The organism is Dyadobacter sp. CY261 (assembly GCF_021440085.1).
Taxonomy (GTDB): Bacteria; Bacteroidota; Bacteroidia; order Cytophagales; family Spirosomataceae; genus Dyadobacter.
Genome location: NZ_JAKCPW010000003.1, coordinates 109,774 through 134,245, shown reverse-complemented (window position 1 = coordinate 134,245; position 24,472 = coordinate 109,774). Strand labels below are relative to the sequence as shown.

Here is a 24,472-nt window from a genome sequence, read left to right as displayed (position 1 = left end):
AAGGTTGTATTGTGAATTAGGATTCGAGCAGGTTGAGTAGACTATTTTTCGCATTATCCATTATCCTTTTATCATTTGCATTGCTTTCGTCGCAGCCTCGTCAGGCTGTGGAAGTGAAGTTGATGAGTTTCAATATCCGGCATGGGCTGAATAACCAGGACGAGTCGAATCTTAGGGAGATTTTAAGGATAATCAAGGAAAATGACCCGGATCTTGTCGCATTACAGGCGGTCGACAGCCTGATAGACAAGGGTAAGGTGCAGTTCCAGCTGAGGCAGATCGCGGCACAAACGGGTATGTATTATTCTTACGCGGTCGCCGATACTGCTGAAAATGGAACGCAGGGCGTGGGGATACTTTCGAGTTGGCCGTTTGAGAAAACGCAGGTGATAAACCTCCCCCGGACGCCAGGGTCGGACCCGAAAGTATTACTGTGCGGATTAATTAAACTGTCGCGCTCAGTCACCTTCCGGTTTTGCAACTCACGGCTCGAATATGCTTCGGTAATGGATCGTGCCTTGCAGGCAGCATATATCAATCAAATGCTCGTCAACAGTGTTCAGCCCGTGCTTCTGGGAATGGATATGGGTGCGAGACCGAACGAACAGCCGTACTTTTCGTTCCGTAAAAAGTGGCAGGACGCTGCCCATGGGTCGCAAATGCAGACCTGGAACGAGGGTTTACCGGGCGACCGGCTCGATTACATTTTTGCCTTGCTCAACAACAAGGTCCGCATTAAAAACTACAAGGTTATCAGGAATTATCCGGACGTTTCTGATCACTATCCCATTCAGGCCACCATTGAATTTTGGTAGAAAATGAGTTACTCAAATTGGAAGATCGGATTATTTATTCCCTGCTATGTTGATCAGTTTTATCCGCAGGTAGGGATTGCAACTCTCGAATTGCTCGAAAAACTGGGCTGTACCGTCACATTTCCTTTGAACCAGACATGTTGTGGCCAGCCGATGGCCAACTCCGGGTTCGAACATTTGGCACGTCCCTGCGATAACCTGTTTTATGATCTTTTCGAGGGCTGCGATTACATCGTTTCGCCTTCGGGAAGCTGCGTCCTGCACATTAAGGACCATCTGAAGGCGGATAACAAAGCTGACGAGTCGAAAGTGCTCAGGAATAAAGTATATGAACTGGTGGAATTTCTGACGGATGTACTGAAAATAGACACCATCGAAGCGGAATTTCCACACCGCGTGGGGCTGCACCAGGGTTGCCACGGACAGCGCGGGTTGCATTTGTCCCAGATGTCGGAGCTGAATGCGGCGCCTTATTCGAAGCCGGTTTTCCTATTGAAACAGGTAAAGGGCATCGAGCTGATCGATCTCGACCGGACGGACGAATGCTGCGGTTTCGGAGGAACGTTCTGTGTGAGCGAAGAAGCGGTGTCCGTGAAAATGGGTAAGGACCGTGTTGCCGATCATGTACGCCACAATGCGGAGTACATTACCGGCTCGGATATGAGCTGTTTAATGCATTTGGGCGGCATTTTGAAACGCGGGCATTCGAATGTGCAGGTGAAGCACATCGCCGAAATTCTCAACGCGGGAACGTGGGACGGAAGTCTCAAAAAACAAGAACCGGAACCCATACAGTGAGCCCCGGCCTATACAAAGTTTACGGAAGACGTGCGAGAATCTGAGAAGCGCCCGTTGTTAGTTAATTGAAGAAACAACGCGGCTGGTTGTAGTCAAAATATCAAACGATTGTGCTGCCTTCTCTTTACCGTCCATGATCTCGAAAGTGTAGGTTCCGTCCATCAGGGTTGATAAATCGAAGTATTTCAGATAGTTATTGTCAACGCGTCTGTTTTCTGAGAAAAGGATATTTTTCTCGTTGTCCAGAATACGCACAACTACATTCTTTGAAATTGGATTATTATAAGAAACTCGGAATTGCAATGGTTTAACCTGCAGAACAGTCAGCTTGGTAGAAGCGTTTTCAGTTTTGTCTGCGGTAGCGATGTTGTCCTGAGCATTTGACGTCAATGCCGAACCTGAAAGTAGTAAGCCAGTCAAGGCTGCGATGATAAGAGTGTTTTTGGTTTTCATAGGAGTTAATATTTAATTGTCTAAAAAAAGTTAAACTGAACTTAATTCAGACTCCGATGCCCCGATCGAAAAACTTTGTTGATTCAAAAGTATAAGATATTGCAGTACAATAAAATAGCATTTTTATGATTTTCAAAAAGTTGTTTATTAAACAAACTGCAAACTTTGAATAATGCAATGAATGTGAAAAGTACAAATCTTATTCTTTTTTAAATACCATTATCTAATTGTTAAGGCAGCTATGTCAAAAACAGTAATCGAGCACGCGGAGGCTTCCGAGGTGTTTAACAGAGACGAACCTTATGTAAACTGGCATGACGAGACCCTGTGGTTTGTGCGCCAGAAACGCGATAAATCATCGAAACAACTACCGGAATGGGAGCAGCTCCGCGAGGCTGCTTCGGGTATCAAGAATTATGTGCTCTCGCACCTCGACGAACTGCTGATTTCCTTCGAGCAAAAAGCAAAGGAAAATGGCGTACAGGTGCACTGGGCTTCTAATGCCGCCGAGCACAACGAGATTGTACTTGGACTTTTGAAGCGGCACAAGATCGAGAAGATGGTTAAAAGCAAGTCGATGCTTACCGAGGAATGCCATATGAATGAGTTCCTGACCAAAAACGGCATCGAAGTGATTGATACCGACCTTGGCGAACGCATTGTGCAGCTCCGCAACGAGCCGCCGAGCCATATCGTGCTGCCCGCGATCCATTTGAAAAAGAAGGATATCGGTGACCTTTTCCACCAACACCTGGGCACGGATGCAGGCGCCACAGACCCACAATATCTCACCGAAGCCGCGCGCCAGCATTTGCGGGATAAGTTCCTGACGCGCCGCGCCGCATTGACCGGTGTCAACTTCGCCATTGCTGAAACAGGCGGTTTTGTAGTCTCGACCAATGAAGGCAATGCCGATATGGGCGCGCATTTGGCCGACATCCACATAGCCTGCATGGGTTTTGAAAAAATCATCCCTAAGCAGGAGCACCTCGGCGTATTTCTGCGCCTGCTCGCAAGAAGCGCCACCGGCCAGCCGATCACCACTTACAGTAGCCATTTCAAAAAGCCACGCGAAGGGCAGGAAATGCATATTGTGATCGTCGATAATGGACGCAGCACGCAGCTGGGGAGGAAGGATTTCAGAAATTCACTGAAATGCATTCGGTGTGGGGCATGTATGAACACCTGTCCGGTATACCGAAGAAGCGGTGGGCACAGTTACCATAATGCAGTCGCTGGCCCGATCGGTTCTATTCTGGCGCCGAACCTGGATATGACCAAAAATGCGGATTTGCCATTTGCAAGCACACTATGCGGAAGCTGTTCGAATGTTTGTCCTGTCAAAATCGACATTCATGACCAGCTATATAAATGGCGGCAAGTGCTGGCAAAAGAAGGACATGTTCCTAAAAGTAAGGAAATCGGAATCCGTGCTATGTCGACGGTGCTGGGAGCGCCGCGGTTTTACCAGTGGTCGGGCAGGCTGGGGCGGACTGTGATGCGCGCAATGCCATTTATGGTAAATAATAGCCTGAATCCCTGGTACAAACAACGCGATATGCCTGAGCCGCCGAAGGAAAGTTTCCGTGACTGGTATGTCCGTAACCGCAAAAATTAGAAGATGAGCTCACGAGATAAAATATTAGGTCAAATCAGGCAAAATAAACCCGAGGCACTGCCATTGCCAACGGTAACGACATTTGCCAGCGATTTTGAAAATACGGAAGACAAATTCCGGGAAATGCTTTCAGCCATTTACACCGAAGTAATCGTCGTAAAAAATCTGAAAGAGCTCGCACAAAAGGCGGGAGAGCTTTACAAGGGCATCGTTAACCGCGCTACTACAATACCTGCATTAAGCGCCTGGGCGGATTTTAGCCTTAATGTATCCGATCCCCATGAGTTGGAAACCGTCGAGATCGCCATTGTGCAGGCTGAGTTTGGCGTGGCAGAAAATGGGGCGGTCTGGATTTCGGACCAATATTTGCCGCATCGCGTATTGCCATTTATTACCCAAAATCTCGCATTTGTGATCCCGCGTAATGCGCTCGTAGACAATATGCATGAGGCTTATGTTCGATTGCAGGACACGTTGGGCTGGGGTTGTTTTATTGCAGGTCCGTCGAAAACTGCGGATATTGAGCAATCGCTGGTCATCGGCGCGCACGGGGCGCGTAGTATGGTGATCTTCCTGCTCGAAGACGAGTAGTTATATGCATCCACAGGTAACATTAAGGCCTTTCCAAAGAAATATCGCCGAAAGGCTGGCATATTTAGCCAATAACAATAATGTCACAGCGAAGGTAAGGGACAATTTCCCTTCGCCTTACACACTTTCGGACGCCCATTACTGGATCGATTTCTGCAATGGTCGGCACAATAGCGAGAGTTTTCACCGTGCAATCTATTATAATGATGAATTTGTGGGCGGAATAGGAGTGCTCCGGCAGGAGGACATTCATCGCAACAACGCGGAGATCGGCTACTGGCTCGGCGAGCCTTACTGGGGGCTGAACATTACTACTGCCGCGGTCATGCAAATGACCGAATGGATCTTTACAAATACCAGCATTACCCGGCTCTTTGCCGGCGTCTTCGAAACCAATCACGCCTCGATGCGCGTACTGGAAAAAGCCGGTTACAAGCTGGAAGCTATTCACCGCAAGGCCATTATTAAAAATGGCCAGGTGCTGGACGAACATTTGTTTGTGAAGCTGGCCGGGGAATGAGGTTTAAAAATGTATTTTTACGCTTTGTAAAATTACGTCCTTCAAGTATGCCCAAGATTATCGTTGCGATCGACGGTTATTCGAGTTGTGGGAAATCGACGACTGCGAAACTGGTTGCCAAGCAATTGAATTACCCTTATATCGACACCGGTGCGATGTACAGGGCTGTTACACTGTACTTTATCCAAAACCATATCAGTCTTACGAATCCGAAGGAGGTAGAAAATGCATTGTCCAAAGTGCAGATCTCTTTCCGCCGTCATCCCGAGCTGGGACGTAACGATACTTATTTGAATGGGTTGAACGTCGAAGACGAGATCCGGAAGATGTATGTTTCGGAAAAGGTAAGCGACGTGAGTGCCATCGCGGAGGTGCGTCATGCATTGGTGGCGCAACAGCAGCGGATGGGCAAAACAAAGAGCATTGTGATGGATGGCCGTGACATTGGAACGGTTGTATTTCCCCAGGCCGAACTTAAAATCTTCATGACTGCTGATCTATTGATCCGCGCACAGCGCCGCCAACGTGAATTATTGGAAAAGGGCGAAACGGTCGGTCTGGAAGCAATTCTTGAAAATCTGAAAATGCGCGACCATATCGATACACATCGCGCCGAAAGTCCGCTTATGCAAGCTGAAGATGCTGTTTATATCGATAACTCGTTTATGACCCTCGACGAGCAGGTGGAACTGGTGGTGCGTCTGGCCGACCAGCAAATCGGGTTGTCACTCAGACGCCGCGCTGCCGACAAAGCCTAATATGCAGCAATTTGACTACGATTATTTGATCATCGGGCAGGGCATTGGGGGAACTGCGCTTGCCTGGCACCTGCATGAGCTTGGGAAAAGCTTTCTGATCATCGGCGACTCGTCGATGCCTTCTTCTTCGCGGGTAGCAGCCGGCATTTTCAATCCGTTGACGGGTAAAAAGCTGGTCAAAACATGGCTGGCTGACGATCTTTTTCCTTATGCCAAATCTTTCTACGGGAGCCTGGAAGAAAAATTGGACCGAAAAATAGTGCATTTAGCGCCCATTTACCGACCATTCCGGTCAATTGCGGAGCAAAATACTTACTTAGCCCAAACGGCCGACCCCGCTATCCTTCCCTACATTGCCAACACACCTGACCCAAGAAACGACCTTCCTTATGTAAATGCGGATTTTGGGGGCCTGGAGGTAGTGCAATCGGGTTGGATCGACTTGCCCGTGTTACTGGATGCTAGCCGGGCCTATTTTCGGAATCAGAATCTATACCAGGAAGCAACCTTTGCACCAGCCGATCTCGTAAGGACGGAAGAGCGTATCGAGTGGCATGGCCAGCAATTTGGAATGGCCGTTTTCTGTCAGGGTTTTTTTGCTTTGGAAAACGATTGGTTCAACTGGCTTCCGTTCACTCCTGTAAAAGGACAAATCCTGGAAATTGCTGCGGACATCACAGTAAAACCGTATATCATTAACCAGGGAATATTCGCATTACCTGTGGCTGAAAATAGGATGAAGGTGGGCGCAACTTACTCCTGGGACCCGTTGGACTGGAAGGTTACTGAGGGCGCTACGGGGGAGTTGAAGTCTAAATTAGATGGCTTGATAAACGTTCCATATACTTTAAAAGACGCTTTTGCAGGTATCCGGCCATCGGTACGTGACCGCCGACCGCTGGTTGGCGTCCATCCCGAATTTCCTAATGTGTCTATTTTCAACGGGTTAGGCACCAAGGGAGTTACGTTGGCGCCCTTTTTTGCAAAAGAGCTCTGTAACCACCTGATTGACGGGAAAGAATTGAACCCGCTAGTGAATATAAAAAGGTATTTTTCGTTATATTTCCGTTGACGTCAGCCTAAGCAATATGAGCAAAAGATATATTTACACATTAACCTTTTCGATTGGTCTTTTAGGGATTTTAGGATTATTTACAGAGTCAATAGCACAGCGCTATCCTTCGCAGGAGACTTTTGGAAAGAACCGGGTCCAGTACAAGAAATTCAACTGGAAAATATTCAGGACCACCAACTTCGAAATCTATCACTATCAGGGCGGTACTTCACTCGCAAAGCTCACGGCGCAATATGCTGAAAGCGAGTTTGATAAAATTACTGACGTTCTCGGCTGGACGCCATACAATCGTGTAAAAATATTCCTCTACAACTCACCGGCCGAGCTGGAACAGAGCAACATGGGCCTTTCGGTGCTGGATAATCTCAGTGACCAGAAACTTAACCTCTCGCAGTCTCGCGTGGAGGTGGCATATACAGGCGACCAGATTGGGTTTAGGAAGAAACTTGTGCGGGATATAAGTCTTCTTTTTGTGTATGATATGCTTTATGGCGGCAACATGAAGGAGGCTTTGCAAAGCTCTTTGCTGCTGACACTGCCCGAATGGTTCATGACCGGAACGGCAGCTTATATTGCCGAAGGCTGGTCGCCCGAGTTGAACGACTACATGCGTGACTTTTTCAAAAACCGCAATGTACGCAAGCCCACACTCATGACAGGTGATGACGCCACGCTGATCGGCCATTCAATCTGGAACTACATTGCGGAACGGTACGGAAAGGATAAGATTTCGGATATTCTCAACCTGACCCGCATTATCCGCACCGAGCAAACCAGCATTACCAGCACGCTTGGCGTACAATCCTATAACCGCTTCCTGCGCGACTGGCGGGCTTATTATCTGAACCAGGCCAAAAACGCGGAGCAATTCTATTCAGATCCCAATCCCACATGGAAATATAAGTTAAACGAGTTCAATGTGACGGATGCGAGCGCAGTAATCAAAATTTCGCCAGATAAGAAGTTTACTGCTGTGAGCGAGATTAAGAATGGCCGTTTTCGCGTGTATCTTTTTGATAGCGAGACTGGGTCGAAAAAGGTGATCCGGCAAGGTAAGTTAGATATCATTGGAGGTCGTATGAAAACTCAGCCACCGTTGCTGGGTTGGTCACGGAACAACGTGCTGACGGTCCTGGCTTCCGAGAATGACAAGAAGAATTTGTACATGTACGAAAACGTCGGTACAAAGAAAATCAAAATCAAAACCAAGCGGAATATACGCGGACTGGACCAGATCGTGGATATGGACGTGTCGCACGACGGCACCATGCTGGCTGTGAGTGCTGATAAGGCTGGGCAAAATGACCTCTTCCTGATCAGCGTGGCCAGGGCATCGGCATTGCCATTGACCAACGACCTTTACGATGATCTTTCGCCGCGCTTTATCCAGGGCTCGTCGCGCCGTGTGGTCTTTTCTTCTAACAGACCGGTTGATTCGCTTGGCAGGGGAGATAAAGGGAGTTTTAAGTCTATTTCGCCTTCTTATACGCTGTACGAGCACGATGGTGCGCCGCGGTCTGAAAACATCGTAAAACTGGTTGAGACAGATGGCAAAACCAAAGTTACGCCAGTTTATGCCGATGAAAGTGACGTCATCTACCTATCGAATGGCAAGGGTGTCAACAACCTTTACAAATTCAACAGAGCTTCGCGAACCAATTCACAGCTAACTAATTATATCCAGAACATCCGGAACGCAGATGTAAATCTGAAATCGGCTGGCGGTGCTCTGGCGTATACTTATTTGAATGACGGCTATTACACCGCCGCCTACAAAAACAGCTTCGACCTGAATGCGACCGTAAATCCGCCGGCGCTGAATGTGGCAAGCGCGGGCAATGCTAGTCCCGTAAGCAGCGCCGTAAAATCAGATTCGGCAGGCAAGGCCGCACAGTCTCAACAGACTAACAAGCTTGCCCTGAAAGACGGCGAGGTTGATACGGACAATTATGAGTTCGACGAGGATGTTCTGAAATCGTTTGAATCGAGAAGAAACCGTGGGAGCTTTCCAACGACTCCGGGCATAGCTTCCCGTACAAAGGCCGTTCGCGAAAATATTGCGATCAAAGGGCCTTATAACTACAAAGGTCTGTTTATTACCAACGATGCAGCCTCCGACTGGCGTATTGACCCGATCCGGGGATTTGGTTATGCCCAATCCATCTCGATGAACGACCTGCTTGAAAACCATGTGATTAAAGCGGGGCTATTTATTTCTTCGAACTTCCGCAACAGCGATCTGTTTGCCGAGTATAACAACAATACATATCGCGTCGATTTTGGTCTTCGTGTAGATCGCAAGACGTTGTACAACGATACGGAAGGGCTGATCCAGAAATACCGGTTTAATCAGTTGATGTTCACGGCCTCGTATCCGTTCTCGACAACGAGCCGCTTCTCGGTGTCGCCAATGTTTACATCTACCAGAATGATCGACGTACTGCTGCCTAATCCGGATGCGTCGTCCAATTACGGCGGGCTGCGAAGTGAATTCGTATTCGACAATACCCGTGTGAATGGTATGAATATGATGGAAGGGACGCGCTTCAAATTGCGTTACGATGCATATCAGGGACTAAGCAATGGCAATGAAAGCTTCAATCGCATAAGCCTTGATTTACGGCATTACCAGAAAATCCACAGGGACCTGATCTTGGCGGTGCGGGCGTCTGCGAGCCATTCGGGTGGAAAAGCGCCGAAGCAAAACATCCTTGGCGGTATGGAAAACTGGTTGGGTAACCGCAAAGAAAACCGAACCGGTGATAATCCGCTCAATTTCCAGCGTGACAACCGCGATATTTTCTTCGCCGACTTCGCCACTAACCTTCGCGGTTTCAAATTGAACAGGTTGTCAGGGACAAGTTATATGTTGCTGAATGCCGAACTGAGAATTCCGCTTGTAAAATACCTTTACCGTGGTGCCATCACTTCCAGCTTCCTGCGAAACTTCCAGATTGTTGGATTCGGTGACATTGGTACCGCGTGGACCGGCAAAGGACCATTCAGTGAAAACAACAGCCTGAACACGCAGATCATCGTCGATCAGAGTGAGACATTTCGGGCAACTGTTACGAATTATAAAAACCCTTACCTGATGGGCTATGGCGCGGGGGTAAGAACGACCCTGTTCGGGTTTTACGCCAAATTTGATTATGCCTGGGGTGTCGATAACGGTTATACCAACAAGCCAATTCCTTACGTAACACTTGGTTACGATTTTTGATCGGATCAGGCAGTAAAAAAGCATTATTCAAGAGTTATAAAGATGGCAAGAGATTGACTCTCCTGCCATTTTTGTTTTCAATAACCCAAATCCGGTGCCTATGTTTTTGAAGAGCACACGTTACTTTATAACCAGGATAATCGTTGCCGGTGCATTTCTACTCGGCTCGCAGGACATTGCGTGGGCGCAGCGCGAGGTGCTCTACGAGCAATATGTGCAAAATCCGATGTCTATCAACCCGGGCTTCACCGGCGTGCGCGAGGACTTCAATATGACGGCTATCTTCCGTCGAAAGTGGTTCAATATCCAGAATTCACCTACAAGCCAGACCTTCGCAGCCGACGGTACGGTTGCAAATGGCAAAGTAGGCATCGGTTTCCAGGCGTTGAATGACCAGACGAGCTATTTCACTACCACTGGTTTTGTCGGGTCATTTGCATTCCATCTCGGGCTTTCAGATACCTGGAAATTGGGTTTGGGTGCGCAGGGTGGCATCAATGTTTTACCAGTTTCCGACGGAACGCTGATCAGCAACAACCGCGCACTGGGCAGCTTTGGACTAGGTGCCTGGCTGCGGTCCGAACAATGGTATGTGGGTGTCTCAAAACCCGAACTGCTTTCACAAAAATTTGGTGATCAGGCCTTAGGTACGCTGTACCGTCGGCCGTTGTACATTATGGCAGGCGGAAGCCACGATTTGAGTGAGGATGTAATGATGTTGCCGCACGTTTTGTTTATACAAGAAAAAGACCACGATCTCAGGTTTGATATTGGTTCCCGGTTTTGGTTTAGAGAAAGAGTAGGGCTAGGAGCGTCTTACCGTGTGGGCGGCGGGTATAATACCGCTTCTGCGAAAGTAAGTTACTTGCAGTTAACTGCTGAGGCTCAGGTGGGAAGGAATGTCAGGCTCGGTTATTTTTACAGCACAAGGCAGGCTGAGCAGATTTATGCCCAATACTCAGGTCCCAAAGGGATTCACGAGCTCATGCTCAAATTTGTTCCCAATCCGAAAGGGTTCCAGAAATTTTGATGTCAAGAACCATTCCAAATCGTGTTTTTGGTTGAGTTAAAAGGATATTTTTATTCGTAATCTTTACATAAGTCTCGTACCTTTGTGCCATAAATGAAATACTCACTTTTGTGATGGATAAATACACTTATATAGCAAATTCCGACGCCGCTTATATTGAAGAATTGTACAATTCTTATAAGCAAGATGCAGCTTCCGTGGATGAAGGCTGGCAGAAGTTTTTTGAAGGTTATGATTTTTTCCAAAAATATCCCATTACCGGAAATGGCCATGTTAATGGCGCAGTGAATGGTAAGGAAGCCTCAGTTGCCAGTAAAACGGACCCGGCCCGTGTCCGCAAGGAAATGGAAGTGGTGCATTTGATCCGTGGTTACAGGTCGAGGGGCCATCTTTTGGCGACAACCAACCCGATCCAGAAAAGGAAAGACCGTCGCCCGCAATTGGACATTGCTGATTTTAATCTGGGACCCGAAGACCTCGATACCGTTTTTGAAGCTGGTGTTGAGGTCTTTGAACGTCCGGCCACCTTGCGTGAGATCGTGGATGCATTGCAAAAGATCTATGCAAGCAATATTGGTTTCGAATATCTCTACATCCGTGACCGCGATCAGAAAAGCTGGCTGCGCAAGAAAATCGAGAAAGAGGCATTGACCATGTCGTTCTCGATCGATGAGAAAAAGCACATTCTTTCCAAACTGAACGAGGCGGTTGTTTTTGAAAACTTCCTGCATACGAAGTACCTCGGTCAGAAGCGCTTCTCGCTCGAAGGTGGTGAAACGACTATCCCTGCGCTAGATGCGATGATAAACAAAGCCGCCGAAATGGGTGTAGTGGAAGTGATGATCGGTATGGCGCACCGCGGTCGTCTGAACGTGCTCGCAAATGTCATGCAGAAAACCTACGGACAAATTTTCAATGAGTTCGAAGGTAACCTGCCAGATCAGGTTTGGGGTGATGGTGATGTGAAATACCACATGGGTTTTGCTAGCCAGATCACTACCAAAGACGGCAACAAGGTGCACTTGAAACTTGCCCCGAACCCTTCGCACCTCGAAGCGGTGAACCCGGTAGTAGAAGGTTACGTACGCGCTCGCGCCGATGGGATGTACGACAGCGACTACGACCGCGTGCTGCCTGTGCTGATCCACGGTGACGCCGCAGTGGCTGGTCAGGGTATCGTTTATGAAGTAACCCAAATGTCGGCCTTGAATGGCTACTATACCGGAGGAACCATCCATTTTGTGATCAACAATCAGGTAGGTTTCACGACCGACTTCATTGATGCGCGTTCGGCCATTTACTGTACGGATATTGCCAAAATCGTGGACGCGCCTGTGTTGCACGTGAATGGCGACGATCCGGAGGCAGTAGTATTTTGTATGCGCCTTGCGGTGGAATACCGTCAGAAGTTCAACAAAGACATTTTTATTGATATGGTTTGCTACCGCCGTCATGGACACAATGAGGCGGACGAACCGAAATTTACCCAGCCGGTCCTTTACAAATCGATCGATAACCACCAGAACCCGCGCGAGATCTACCAGAAAACGCTGGCAGAACGTGGCGATGTGGATGCGCAACTTGCGGCTAGCATGGACAAGGAGTTCAAGCAATTACTGCAAGAACGCCTTGATATGGTCAAGCAGAAAGCATTGCCTTACACATTGCCGAAGCTCGAACAGGAATGGCACAGCTTGCGTAAATCAAAACCGGAGGATTTTGAGAAATCGCCTGAAACCGGTGTACCATTGGAGGCTCTTGAAAAAATTGGTAACGCGCTGATCAAGACTCCTGAGAATTTTAATAGACTGAAACAGATCGACAAGCTGCTCAAAGACCGTGAGCAGATGATCTTCGATAAAAAAGAAGTAAACTGGGCTACAGCCGAATTGCTGGCTTACGGTTCGATCCTTGCAGAAGGTAACATCGTTCGTTTGAGCGGCCAGGACGTACAGCGCGGTACTTTTTCGCATCGTCACGCAGTTTTGCGCGATGTAGAAACGAACGCACCTTACAATAGCTTGCAGCATATTCAGGAAGGCCAGGGGCCATTCATGATCTACAACTCATTGCTTTCGGAGTACGGGGTGTTAGGTTTCGAATTCGGTTACTCAATGGCTAACCCGAATGCTTTGGTGATCTGGGAAGCACAGTTTGGTGACTTTGCCAACGGTGCGCAGGTCACGATCGACCAGTTTGTCACTTCCAGTGAAACGAAATGGGACCGTTGGACAGGACTGGTAATGTTGTTGCCACACGGCTACGAAGGCCAGGGGCCAGAACATTCGAATGCCCGTCCGGAACGCTATTTACAGCTTTCGGCTAATTATAACATTATTGTTGCGAACGTAACCACTCCGGCCAACTTCTTCCACTTGCTGCGTCGCCAGTTGAAGTTTCCATTCAGAAAGCCATTGATCGTCATGTCGCCAAAATCGATGCTGCGTCACCCGCTTTGCGTTTCTCCGTTGGATAACCTCGTAAACGGGTCGTTTCAGGAAACAATCGGCGATACTTATGCGGACCCTAAGAAGGTGAAAAAAGTGTTGTTGTGTACCGGCAAACTGTACTATGAATTGTATGAAAAACAACAGGCCGATAAACGCGACGACGTGGCAATTATCCGTCTGGAACAAATGCATCCGTTCCCGCAATCGCAGATTGATGCGCACCTGAGCCAGTACGAAAATGCAAGTGTGTACTGGGTGCAGGAAGAACCTTTCAATATGGGTGGATGGACGTTTATGCTACGCATGTATAAAGGCGTAAAACCGCTTCAAGTGATCGCACGGCAGCCAAGTGCTTCGCCTTCGACAGGCTTCGCGAAAATTCATGCGAAGGAACAGGCAGAAATCATTAACAGGGCTTTTGAGTGATTATTCCTATAATTTTTGACTTAATTCGATAACAAGATTGCACATAATATGGCTGAAATTGAGATAAAAGTACCGCCCGTTGGCGAGTCAATCACCGAGGTTACGATAGGAAACTGGTTCAAAAATGATGGCGATTTCGTGAAGATGGACGAGGTGATCTGCGGGCTGGATTCTGACAAAGCGACATTTGAACTGACGGCGGAAGCAGAAGGTATATTGCATATTAAAGCGCAGGAAGGTGATACCCTTAATATCGGTGACCTGATCGCTACCATAGAAGCTGCCAATGGCGCTGCTCCCAAAGAAACAGCTCCAAAAGCGGAAGCGGCTGCACCTGCTCCTGCACCTCAGGCAGCTCCGGCTGAGCCTGCGAAAACAGAAGCCCCGGCTGTGGCATCAGCCCCAGTGTCCGCTGCGGTAACTGGTCAGGTTTACGAAATGAAAGTTCCGGCGGTAGGAGAGTCTATCAGCGAGGTAACAATCGCTTCGTGGAGCAAAAAGGACGGAGATTATGTGGCTGTGGATGAGATTCTCTGCGAATTGGAGTCAGACAAAGCTACTTTCGAACTGCCGGCCGAAGCTGCGGGTATTTTGAAAATTGTTGGAAAAGAAGGTGAGACTTTGTCGATAGGTGCGGTGATTTGCACTATTGCACAAACTGACAGTGCTCCGGCTGCTGCTCCCGCTACTCCGGAAGCTGGCGCTCCTGCGGCGTCGACTGATAAAGCTTACAGCGAGAAGCATGCATCACCAGTTGCTGCGAAAATCCTGGCTGAAAAAGGAATCGATCCAAAAGATGTGAACGGTTCCGGCTCGGGAGGCAAAATCATGAAAGACGATGCATTGAAGGCGGAAAAAGCCTCCACTCCGGCGCAATCGGCTGCGGCACCAGCTGCCAAACCTGCCTCAGCATCAGCTCCTGCGGCTGCACCTGCTGGCGCACGCGGTTCGCGTCGTGAGAAAATGACGTCGCTGCGCAAAACCATCGCTCGCCGTTTGGTTGCGGTGAAGAATGAAACGGCAATGCTTACCACTTTCAACGAAGTGGACATGAAGCCGATCATGGATCTGCGCGCGAAATTCAAGGATAAATTCAAAGAAAAACACGAAGTGGGACTTGGTTTCATGTCCTTCTTTGTGAAGGCCGTAACGGTTGCGTTGAAAGACTTCCCGGTTGTCAATGCCTATATCGATGGAGAGGAATTGGTTTACAACGACTTCGCCGACATTTCGGTGGCAGTATCAACCCCTCGCGGACTGGTGGTGCCGGTAATCCGCAATGCCGAAAACCTCTCATTTGCGGGAGTCGAGAAGGAGATTATTCGTCTGGCAGTTCGTGCGCGTGACGGTAAGCTTGGTCTGGACGAAATGTCGGGTGGTACATTCACGATTACTAATGGTGGTATCTTTGGATCAATGCTTTCGACACCAATCATTAACGCGCCGCAATCGGCGATTCTCGGTATGCACAATATCGTTGAGCGCGCGGTAGTAATTGATGGCCAGATCGTCGTTCGTCCGATTATGTACGTAGCATTATCGTACGATCACCGTACGATCGACGGAAAGGATTCGGTAAGCTTCCTGGTTCGGGTGAAGCAGTTGCTCGAAGATCCGACCCGTTTGCTACTGGATATTTAAGATTATCATCTCGGAAAATAAATAACAGAACAGGCCCGGAAATTCGGGCCTGTTCTGTTTGTATGTGGTTTATTGCAGCTTTGTGTTCTGTTTGTGACGGTCCTTGTCGCGTTCCGTCTTCTTGGCCAGATTCTTCTCAAAGGCTTCGGTAAGGTTGATACCGGTCTGATTGGCAAGGCATATCAATACCCATAGCACATCGGCCATTTCATCACCGAGGTCTTTTCCCAGATCCGACTTTTTGAATGATTGATCGCCGTAGGTACGCGCCATAATGCGGGCCAGTTCGCCTACCTCCTCAGTGAGAATGGTCATATTGGTCAGCTCGGAAAAGTACCTTACGCCATAAGTTTTGATCCATTGATCGACCTGGTCTTGTGCTTCCTGGATAGACATATGTTGAATGAGTGAATGATGAATGAGCGAATGGGTGATGGGATGAATGGAGATTCGGTGTGCAATGGGAGTAAGTGGATGTATTGCCTAGGTGGGAGGCGTATCTTTTATTAAACCCTGTTTTTGGAATCAATTACAATTGTTACGGGGCCATCATTGAGTAGCGCGACTTTCATATCTGCGCCGAATTCGCCGGTCTGAATGGGATTTCCCAGCTCGATACTCAGGAAGCTAATCATCTTTTCGTAAAGCGGTATCGCAACATCTGGTTTCGCGGCTTCGATAAATGAGGGACGGTTGCCTTTCTTTGTGCTTGCATGTAATGTGAACTGGCTGATGAGCAAAATATCGCCGTTGACGGTTTTGAGGTCCAGGTTCATTTTGCCTTCTTCATCGTTGAACACTCTGAGGCCGACGATCTTTTTGCCTAGCCACTCAATGTCTTCTTGTGTGTCCAGATGTGTAATGCCCAGCAGCACCATAAATCCCGCTTTGATTTCTCCTTTTACTTGTCCTTCAATGGTCACCGAAGCGCTGCTGACGCGCTGTATTACTGCAATCATGTTGGTAATGTGTATTGATTCTTGAAAGGGGACAAAAGTACGTGGTAATCTGCTAAGATAGCCTGAATTACTTGTGAAATGCCGTAGGTTTTAAATACTCCTTTCCCGGTAATGTTTACTTATTTGTAAGCGAGGGGAAACTTGGGAAAGTCGCAAAAATGGTCAAATTTCAATTGATACAAGGCGATCTGTTTAATCTGGCTTTCGGTGATTGGAACGGGAATGATGACGAAATCGATGATTTAGTTGTAACCGACAATGGGAACATGGGAATGGTGCTTTCTACCGTAATTAAATTACGTTGAAGTTTTTATCGCCGAACCCTGGCGTTTCTGTATTTCTCACTGGTAGTACAATTTCCAGGACAAGATTGTATAGAATCATCATTAGTAACAACTACGATAAGATCAGCAACAAGTATAAAGTGTGGGGATATTGGTGTGGAGAATGGTGTCCTTTCAAAAAAGATGTAAATTACACGGCATTTCTTATATCAAAATTGTCATAAAAACTATGAAATCACAGACATGGTAAAACGCATATTGACTGAAATGGGAACGTCCAGGACAAGCGAGGGTACTTATGATCCGGAACTGGACAAATACGAGGGCATTGATATGTTTCCCAAGAAAACGGCGAAAGCGAGAGAAATGCTTAAAAACGTGCCACTACCACCCGAGCTGCGCGATCGGCAGATTAGCAAGTAGTGCTTTTCAGGTACCACCATTTCATGACAACAGAACGCATTTCAGTTTTTGACATTTTTAAGATCGGCATTGGCCCGTCCAGTTCACATACGCTTGGCCCGTGGCGGGCTGCACAGCAGTTTTTGGGTGTTGTGAAGGAACGAGGATTGCTGGGCAGCGTGAACAATGTGACAGTAAAACTTTACGGTTCCCTGGCAAAAACGGGTAGAGGGCACGGCACTGATATCGCAGTAATTCTTGGTTTGAGCGGTTACGACCCTGTCACGATCGAGACAAGCTCTATGGACCGCATTTTGGCCGATATTGCAGCAAGTGAGACGATCCACCTGCATGGCGAAATGCAAATCAGATTCAATCCTAAAACGGATGTGGTTTTTCATAAAACGGAATCGCTTCCTTTCCATCCGAATGGCCTGACATTTACAGCGGTTTGTTTGGGTGGTGAAGTGCTGGAAGAAACTTACTACTCGATCGGCGGTGGTTTTGTGATACAGGAAGGTCGGGAGGAGGCAGCAGGCGCATTATCGAGCGATATTCCTTGCCCTATCGACCATGCGTCGGATTTGCTCGAATGGCACCGCGTTACCGGAAAGGACATCTGGGAGATTGTGATGGATAATGAACGGATTTGGAAAAATGACGAGGCGATCAGGAAAGATTTGCTGAATATCTGGCGTGTGATGCAGGACAGTATTTTCCTGGGTTGCCAGAACAAAGGTGTGCTGCCCGGTGGGCTGAATGTGCAGAGAAGGGCGGCCGCATTGAATCAAAGACTTCTAAAAGGACATACCTGTGCAGGCTGTGACGAATGGGTCGAACTGATCCGTACAAGCGGCTCAGGATTTAATTACACCCTCGACTGGGTCAGTTGCTTTGCATTGGCTGTAAATGAGCAGAACGCTTCTTATAGCCGTGTAGTTACTGCGCCTACCAATGGTGCAGCAGGTGTTATCCCAGCAGTATTGCAGTTTCATGTGGTCTTCTGCGGTGGGACGGAAGAGGATATCATCAGATTCCTGCTCACTGCGGGCGAGATAGGAAGTATATTTAAAAAAGGTGCGACAATTTCGGCCGCGATGGGCGGTTGTCAGGCGGAAATCGGGGTGTCGTCGGCCATGGCGGCGGCTGGCTTGGCGCAAGTTTCGGGCGGAAGCGTGGAGCAATGCCTGATGGCTGCTGAGATCGCGATGGAGCATCACCTCGGACTGACTTGCGACCCGGTAGCGGGTTTGGTACAAATCCCCTGCATAGAACGTAACACAATGGGGGCGATCAAAGCTATTACTGCTTCTCAACTCGCTTTGCAGAGTAACCCTGACAATGCCAAAGTTTCGCTCGATAATGTAGTCAAAACAATGTGGCAAACTGCATTGGACATGAACAACCGGTACAAGGAAACTTCCGAGGGCGGGCTTGCCGTTAACATCCCGATCAGTCTGAGCGAATGTTGATTGTTACAGATGCAAAAGCAAATGCGCAAGGCCGAAATAAACGCCGTAACCGATCAGGTCATTAGCAGTGGTGATGAAGGGGCCTGAGGCCACAGCGGGATTAATACCTATCTTTTCTAATACTATCGGTGTTAATGTGCCCATAAACGAGGCCAGGAACACCACCGACATCAGTGCGATAGAAACTACCAGCGCAAGTTGCAGCTCATTTCCGATCAGCATATTAAACCCGAATACAATGCCGCTGATAATGAGTCCGTTGATGAATGCAACGGCAAACATTCTGATCAGCCTTTGACCCAAAGTAGTGTCGATACCAGTCTTGTCGGCCAAACCTTGCAGGATAATCGACGAGGTTTGAATACCCACATTTCCTCCCGTAGAACCGATAATAGGAATGAATGCGGCCATTGCGGGGATGATTTTAAGGTCACCCTCAAAAAAGCTGATAAATTTCGCGGCAAGGATCCCTCCCATCATCCCTACCAGCAACCAAGGCAGGCGCGCCCGGGTTTGCTGCCAGATGCTGTCGTCTTCCTCCACATCCCCGGTAATCCCCGCCATGGCCAAGGTATCGGAACTGGCCTGATCAGTAATTACGTCCACGACGTCATCAATGGTGATGCGTCCGAGCAGCTTGCCCTGCACATTTACAACCGGCAATGCATCGAGGTCATAGCGGCGCATCAGTTCGGCGACTTCTTCGGCAGGGCGGTAGGTTTCTACAAAAATGACATCCTTATCGTAAAGACTTTCGATCCGGGTGTTTTTGTGTGCCAGAACGATTTTTTTCAACGATAGCAGGCCCAGTAATTTGCCAAAATCATCGACAACATACACCGCGTATACTTTCCCTACATCCTCGGCTTGCTGACGCAGCTCTTCGATGCACTGGTTTACATTCCAGTTTACATTTGCCTTAACCAGCTCTTTCTGCATCAAACCGCCCGCCACGTCTTCGTCGTAATGCAGCAGATCGAGGATGAAGCGAGCTTGCTCGCGGTCTTCCAGCAATGCGATCACTTCCTCTCGTACGCGAATGGGCTGCTCGTTGAGCAAATCCACCGCGTCGTCGGAATCAAAAAGGTTAACGAATTTCGAAATTTCCTCGGATGTAAATGCTTTCAAAAACTCCCTGCGCTCACTGGGCTCCATATCGGCCAGAATGGCCGCACCGGTTTCGACGTTCAGTTGATTGACCAGGAATTTAGCACTTTCAGTTTCCAGCTCATAAAGAAGGCTGGTAATATCGGCCGCAAAAAGGTTCTCCATCTCCGACCGGATAGCCGCGGAGTCCTCTTTTTCAATTAATTCCTGAATATGGTCTACGTATAGCTGGGTTAACTCGAAAGTCATTGTAAAGAGCTTTAGCGATTGGCGAAATGCTTATAGCTTACTTAATATATTGCCTGAGAGCGATTCAGTTCTGACTCTGCACATTTTGGGCGAGCAACGTCAAGGTAACGAAGTCCGGAACGCTCAATTGTTCGGCTCGTTTATTAAGCAGGGGATGATCCGGTATTTCGCCGACCGGTTTCAAAGCATTTCTAAGCGTTTTTCGCCTTTGGTTGAATGCCGTCTTGACGACTCTGAAAAACATTTTCTCGTCGCATTCCAAATTCGATACCGCATTACGACGAAGCCTGATCACCCCCGATTGCACTTTGGGAGGAGGATCAAATGCACCCGGAGGTACAGAAACCAGGTAATCGATGTCATAAAATGCTTGTAAAAGTACGCTTAGGATGCCATAATCCTTATTTCCGGGAGGTGACGCGATGCGCTGCGCCACTTCTTTTTGCAGCATACATACGATCTCCGGAATGCGGTCACGTATTTCGAGCGCCCTGAAAAAGATTTGGGACGAAATATTATAAGGGAAATTACCGATGATCGCGAACTTGTCGGGGAAATACTCTCCAGGGTTGAATTTCAAAAAGTCGCCGGAGATAATGCGCGGTGCGAGATCGGGATAATGTTTTTCCAGATAGGTCACCGATTCGGTATCGATCTCGATGACGTGGGTACTGAAACTGTTTTTGGGTAAAAGAAATTGGGTCAGTACGCCCATACCCGGCCCAATTTCCAGGACACGGTCGTAATCACCGTGACCGGAGAGCCCGTCGACGATGCGCTGGGCAATATTCAAATCTTTCAGAAAGTGCTGGCCCAGATGCTTTTTAGCCCGCACTTTGGAGTTATCCGGTTTTTTATAATTCATTTTCACGAGCCAAAATTACGTCTTAATTCGTAGATTTATTGAATAAAGAATTGGAAGGAAACTTAAAAGTGCGATTGTACCGGCACCCATGGAACTGATTTTATCCCAAACCGACTGGCAGACTATTCACCACACACTTCAGCATTTAAATCTGATCGGAATTACTTTTTCTCCGGACTTCGTCATACGCAGCATCAGCCCGCATGCGCTCATGAAAACGGGCTGGCATGAGTCGGATCTTCTGGGTTTCAGCATATTCGATAAACTCATTCCTAAGGAGGAGGAGCACGAGGTGAGACAAATGCTGGAAGAAGGAATCCAGGGCAAACGCAAACTGGAACAACGCGAAGTGCCATTTTTAGCGCAAAAAGGAACGTTGCGGACATTCTCGATCAACTCAGTGCTGATCCATCAGGAAAATACTGAGATAGAGTGCATTACATTGGTGGGCGACGACATTACCCGCCGCCGGAGAATGGAATCATCGATCGCCAAGTCAAACTCGCAATTGCAAGACCTGGTGGACAATACGAGCGACCTAATTCAGCTGGTGGCGATCGACGGAAAGTTCATATTTGTCAACAGAGCCTGGCGGGAAGTGTTGGGATACGGGTTGGACGAGATCGCTTCCATGCGCATGGAAGACATTCTGCATCCACATTACAAGGAAGATGCGTTGGCACAGCTTAAACGGATCGAGCAGGGCATCGCCAATCCGAATTTTGAGGCAGTGTTCCTGAGCCGGGAAGGTAGGAAGGTATTTGTAGCCGGTAGCGTCAATTGCCGCTACGACAATGGCAAGCCAACGGCATTCCGCTGTATTTTAAATGATTTTACCGAAAAAATAAGGGCCGAAAAGGCGCAGAACCTTTATTACAGCATTGCGAACTGGACGGTCAACACCCAGAACCTGGAAGAGTTTTACCATGGCATTCACGAAGAGTTAGGTAAGATTATTGATGTAAGAAACTTCTTCATCGCGCTTTATGATCCCAGCAAGAGCTACATATATTTCCCGTACTATGTCGATCAATATTTCAAGGGCAATGTGAGGTTTACAAAAAGGAGGCTGGGAAATGGATTAACGGAATATGCGATCGCATCCAATAAGCCGCTGTTCCTTTCGGATGAGGACATTGAAAAGCTGGCCAAAACCAATAGCCTCTATTTGTATGGCGTTACGCCAAAAGTGCTCTTGTGCGTGCCACTGCGTATTGGCGACCGGGTCACAGGAATTATCGGCGTGAAGTCATATGATGATCCCAATATGTTCGATACCCGCGATCTGGAACTGTTGGAATTCATTTCCGGTCAGGTAGCGATGGCAATTGCCCGCAAGCAAAGCGAAGAGGAACTGAATAAGTACCTGGCGCGTCTGAATGCGATCTTCGACAGCAGCTCTCATTTGATTTGGTCGGTGAACAAATCGCTGCAACTGACATCATTCAACAGGAACTATGCGGATCTGATCCATAACCAGCTTGGCGTAAGGCCCTCATTACAAGCCAGCGCAGAGAAATTCGGTTGGCGGATGGTGGGTAACAGCAACCGCCGCACGCTCGAAACTAAGTACCGGCAGGCATTGCGCGGCGAACCTCAGTATTTCGAATTTAAGATCGACCGCAAAGATGCCGGCGAAATGTGGCTGGAATTTTACCTGAACCCAATCCATTATGCCGATGGTGTGATCGAGGAAGTGTCGGGTATTGCCCGGGATATTACGCGAAGAAAGGAAGCCGAACTGTCCCTGCGGCATAGTGAGGAGCTTTTCAGGGGCATTTTTGAAAACTTGCAAGACATTTATTGTCGTATCAACCGGCTGGGCGAAATTACGATGATCAGCCAGTCGGTGCTGAAACGGCTTGGATACTTGCCGGAAGAGGTGATAGGGCATAAGATAACCGAATTTTTCCCTGATAAAAAGCGCATCCACTCGGCATTAATACGGCTTCGTAAAACGAAAAGCCTGCGGAACTTTGAGATCACCATGTACCGCAAGGATGGAACGGAGCGCCAGTTCATGATCAATATGTTGATGTTTACCAATGATAAGGGTAAGCCAACAGAAGTAGCCGTCCTCGCGCGGGACATTACCGAGCTGAAACGCAATGAGCAGGAACTGCTGAAAGCTAAGGAACATGCCGAGCGTTCGCTGAAAGTGAAGGAAGGCTTCTTGGCCAACATGAGCCACGAGATCCGCACACCTATGAACGGGGTGATCGGAATGATCGATTTGTTGGGAGAAACGCCGCTGAACGTGGAGCAAAAGGATTATGTGCTGACGATCAAGCGATCTTCGGAAACGCTGCTAAATATCCTAAACGACATTCTTGACCTCTCCAAAATCGAAGCAGGCAAGATGGAGCTGCATGAAGCGCCCATTGCCGTGGAAGAGCTACTACTCAAATTGGTCTCTCTTTTCGGGCAGACCGCAAAGAGCAAGGGCAATACGCTTACGTACCACATCGCGCAGGACATCCCCAAATTCATTATCGCCGATCAGACGCGGTTATTGCAGATCATGTCCAACCTGACGTCCAATGCATTGAAATTCACTGAAAATGGCTCGGTAAAGGTGGTTCTGACACTGGTTAAAAAAGACGGCCTGTTTCATAAACTCAAAGTCGATGTACAGGATTCCGGAATTGGCATCAGCGCAACCGACAAGCAGATCCTGTTCACCTCGTTTACGCAGCTCGATAATTCATCCCGGAAATCATTTGGCGGCACGGGCCTTGGTTTGGCTATTTCCAAGCAGCTTTGCGCATTGATGAACGGAGAAATCGGTGTGGAATCTACGCTGGGAGAAGGTAGCACATTCTGGTTTACATTTGAAACCAAAGAAACTTCCATCGCACAAGTGAGCACAATGGTTCAGGTCGAGGATATGCCTATTGAAGATTTGTTTTTTGATTATCACCCATCCATTTTACTTGTGGATGACAATGCCGTAAACCGCAAGGTGGCGAATGAAATTCTCAAAAAGTCGGGCTGTGAAACTGAAATGGCTGAAAGTGGTTTCAAGGCCATTGAGATGGTGGAAAAAAGGTATCATTCCGATGCTAAGGGCTTTGATATTATTTTCATGGACATTCAAATGCCCGATATGGATGGCGTGGAAACGACCCAGGAACTGAAAAAGCGCTTTTCAAAAGGTCTTCCGCCAATCGTGGCAATGACGGCCTATTCGATGAAGGAAGACCGTGACCGCTTCATGAGCCAGGGAATGGACGACTATATCGCGAAGCCCATTCGCGCCCAGACGCTCGTGCAGAAGGTAAAGGAATTGATGGGCAATATTGAAAACCGTAAGTTTGAACAGAAACAAAAAGCGATCGCACAGGAAGCCATCGCGCCGGTGCTCGATAAGGAAATCATCGACCAGCTCAACGGGATCGGCGGCGCGGATCTTGTCTGGTCAGTCTTCGAAGATTTCGTCAACGAATCCAATGAACTGGTAGCAGGTGCGTTGGATGCATTTAAAAGCGGGGATATCAAAACTGTAAAAAGTAATTTACATACATTGAAGGGCAGCGGAGGTACGATTGGCGTTTTACAAGTCGCGGAAATTGCCAGGGATGCGGAGTGGCGGCTTAAATCGGATGACACAAGCACGCTTGCCGAGGCATTGCCTCAATTGGAAAAGGCTTACGAGCGATTCCTTGCCAGCTATAAGGGTTTGCTAGGTGAATGGCTGAAATAAGGGTGGAAAAACTGGCTCATTTTAGTCGGTTAA

20 protein-coding genes and 1 pseudogene are annotated in these 24,472 nt (G+C 48.1%); 16 read left to right on the top strand and 5 right to left on the bottom strand.

The features are described 5' to 3' along the window. Positions 1–32 precede the first annotated feature (32 nt). Positions 33–815: an endonuclease/exonuclease/phosphatase family protein gene (locus LZD49_RS10475; RefSeq protein WP_234667305.1), complete on the top strand. Its 783-nt coding sequence runs from the start codon at positions 33–35 to the stop codon at positions 813–815. 3 nt (positions 816–818) lie between these two features. Beyond that, the gene (locus LZD49_RS10470; RefSeq protein ID WP_234667304.1) at positions 819–1,613 is read left to right on the top strand and encodes a (Fe-S)-binding protein; all 795 of its coding nucleotides are present in this window, start codon (positions 819–821) and stop codon (positions 1,611–1,613) included. A 57-nt stretch (positions 1,614–1,670) separates the two neighbouring features. On the opposite strand, the gene LZD49_RS10465 is transcribed toward LZD49_RS10470, so the two are convergent. After that, on the bottom strand, positions 1,671–2,066 hold the full coding sequence (locus LZD49_RS10465; protein ID WP_234667303.1) for a hypothetical protein: 396 nt from the start codon (positions 2,064–2,066) through the stop codon (positions 1,671–1,673). A gap of 241 nt (positions 2,067–2,307) precedes the next feature. Between LZD49_RS10465 and LZD49_RS10460 the strand changes: the two genes are divergently transcribed. The 9 genes from LZD49_RS10460 to odhB all read left to right on the top strand — a co-directional run bounded on the left by LZD49_RS10460 (position 2,308) and on the right by odhB (position 15,398). Continuing rightward, positions 2,308–3,684: a lactate utilization protein B gene (locus tag LZD49_RS10460; RefSeq protein WP_234667302.1), complete on the top strand. Its 1,377-nt coding sequence runs from the start codon at positions 2,308–2,310 to the stop codon at positions 3,682–3,684. A gap of 3 nt (positions 3,685–3,687) precedes the next feature. Continuing rightward, positions 3,688–4,275, top strand: a complete 588-nt coding sequence (locus LZD49_RS10455; RefSeq protein WP_234667301.1) for an LUD domain-containing protein — start codon at positions 3,688–3,690, stop codon at positions 4,273–4,275. A gap of 4 nt (positions 4,276–4,279) precedes the next feature. Beyond that, the gene (locus tag LZD49_RS10450) at positions 4,280–4,795 is read left to right on the top strand and encodes a GNAT family N-acetyltransferase (RefSeq protein WP_234667300.1); all 516 of its coding nucleotides are present in this window, start codon (positions 4,280–4,282) and stop codon (positions 4,793–4,795) included. 47 nt (positions 4,796–4,842) lie between these two features. After that, positions 4,843–5,553, top strand: a complete 711-nt coding sequence (gene cmk / locus LZD49_RS10445; protein ID WP_234667299.1) for a (d)CMP kinase — start codon at positions 4,843–4,845, stop codon at positions 5,551–5,553. Between the two features lies 1 nt (position 5,554). Then, a complete protein-coding gene (locus LZD49_RS10440) occupies positions 5,555–6,625 on the top strand; it encodes an FAD-binding oxidoreductase (protein WP_234667298.1) in 1,071 nt (356 codons plus the stop codon). A 16-nt stretch (positions 6,626–6,641) separates the two neighbouring features. Then, positions 6,642–9,851: an outer membrane protein assembly factor gene (locus LZD49_RS10435; RefSeq protein ID WP_234667297.1), complete on the top strand. Its 3,210-nt coding sequence runs from the start codon at positions 6,642–6,644 to the stop codon at positions 9,849–9,851. Between the two features lie 100 nt (positions 9,852–9,951). Then, positions 9,952–10,881 carry a PorP/SprF family type IX secretion system membrane protein gene (locus tag LZD49_RS10430; protein ID WP_234667296.1) on the top strand — a complete coding sequence of 310 codons (930 nt, stop codon included), beginning with the start codon at positions 9,952–9,954 and terminating at the stop codon, positions 10,879–10,881. Between the two features lie 113 nt (positions 10,882–10,994). Beyond that, the gene (locus LZD49_RS10425) at positions 10,995–13,757 is read left to right on the top strand and encodes a 2-oxoglutarate dehydrogenase E1 component (RefSeq protein WP_234667295.1); all 2,763 of its coding nucleotides are present in this window, start codon (positions 10,995–10,997) and stop codon (positions 13,755–13,757) included. A 48-nt stretch (positions 13,758–13,805) separates the two neighbouring features. After that, complete coding sequence (gene odhB / locus LZD49_RS10420) at positions 13,806–15,398, top strand: 2-oxoglutarate dehydrogenase complex dihydrolipoyllysine-residue succinyltransferase (protein WP_234667294.1); 1,593 nt, start codon at positions 13,806–13,808, stop codon at positions 15,396–15,398. Positions 15,399–15,467: 69 nt separating this feature from the next. On the opposite strand, the gene LZD49_RS10415 is transcribed toward odhB, so the two are convergent. Further along, a complete protein-coding gene (locus LZD49_RS10415; RefSeq protein WP_234667293.1) occupies positions 15,468–15,794 on the bottom strand; it encodes a nucleotide pyrophosphohydrolase in 327 nt (108 codons plus the stop codon). Positions 15,795–15,904: 110 nt separating this feature from the next. Then, positions 15,905–16,357 carry a D-aminoacyl-tRNA deacylase gene (dtd, locus tag LZD49_RS10410; RefSeq protein ID WP_234667292.1) on the bottom strand — a complete coding sequence of 151 codons (453 nt, stop codon included), beginning with the start codon at positions 16,355–16,357 and terminating at the stop codon, positions 15,905–15,907. A 122-nt stretch (positions 16,358–16,479) separates the two neighbouring features. Between dtd and LZD49_RS36050 the strand changes: the two are divergent. The 4 genes and pseudogenes from LZD49_RS36050 to LZD49_RS10400 form a co-directional block, all read left to right on the top strand. After that, a pseudogene (locus LZD49_RS36050) lies at positions 16,480–16,662 on the top strand (DUF6934 family protein); the annotation flags it as partial. Continuing rightward, positions 16,659–16,865, top strand: a complete 207-nt coding sequence (locus LZD49_RS36045) for a DUF6934 family protein (protein WP_409021314.1) — start codon at positions 16,659–16,661, stop codon at positions 16,863–16,865. The pseudogene LZD49_RS36050 and the gene LZD49_RS36045, both read left to right, overlap by 4 nt. 19 nt (positions 16,866–16,884) lie before the next feature. After that, the gene (locus LZD49_RS10405) at positions 16,885–17,064 is read left to right on the top strand and encodes a hypothetical protein (RefSeq protein ID WP_234667291.1); all 180 of its coding nucleotides are present in this window, start codon (positions 16,885–16,887) and stop codon (positions 17,062–17,064) included. Between the two features lie 23 nt (positions 17,065–17,087). Continuing rightward, positions 17,088–18,515, top strand: coding sequence for an L-serine ammonia-lyase (locus LZD49_RS10400; protein ID WP_234667290.1), 1,428 nt, complete (start codon positions 17,088–17,090; stop codon positions 18,513–18,515). Positions 18,516–18,518: 3 nt separating this feature from the next. On the opposite strand, the gene mgtE is transcribed toward LZD49_RS10400, so the two are convergent. Next, on the bottom strand, positions 18,519–19,871 hold the full coding sequence (gene mgtE, locus LZD49_RS10395) for a magnesium transporter (protein ID WP_234667289.1): 1,353 nt from the start codon (positions 19,869–19,871) through the stop codon (positions 18,519–18,521). Positions 19,872–19,935: 64 nt separating this feature from the next. Next, positions 19,936–20,736: a 16S rRNA (adenine(1518)-N(6)/adenine(1519)-N(6))-dimethyltransferase RsmA gene (gene rsmA / locus LZD49_RS10390; protein ID WP_234667288.1), complete on the bottom strand. Its 801-nt coding sequence runs from the start codon at positions 20,734–20,736 to the stop codon at positions 19,936–19,938. Positions 20,737–20,824: 88 nt separating this feature from the next. Between rsmA and LZD49_RS10385 the strand changes: the two genes are divergently transcribed. Beyond that, complete coding sequence (locus LZD49_RS10385) at positions 20,825–24,439, top strand: PAS domain S-box protein (protein WP_234667287.1); 3,615 nt, start codon at positions 20,825–20,827, stop codon at positions 24,437–24,439. Positions 24,440–24,472 lie beyond the last annotated feature (33 nt).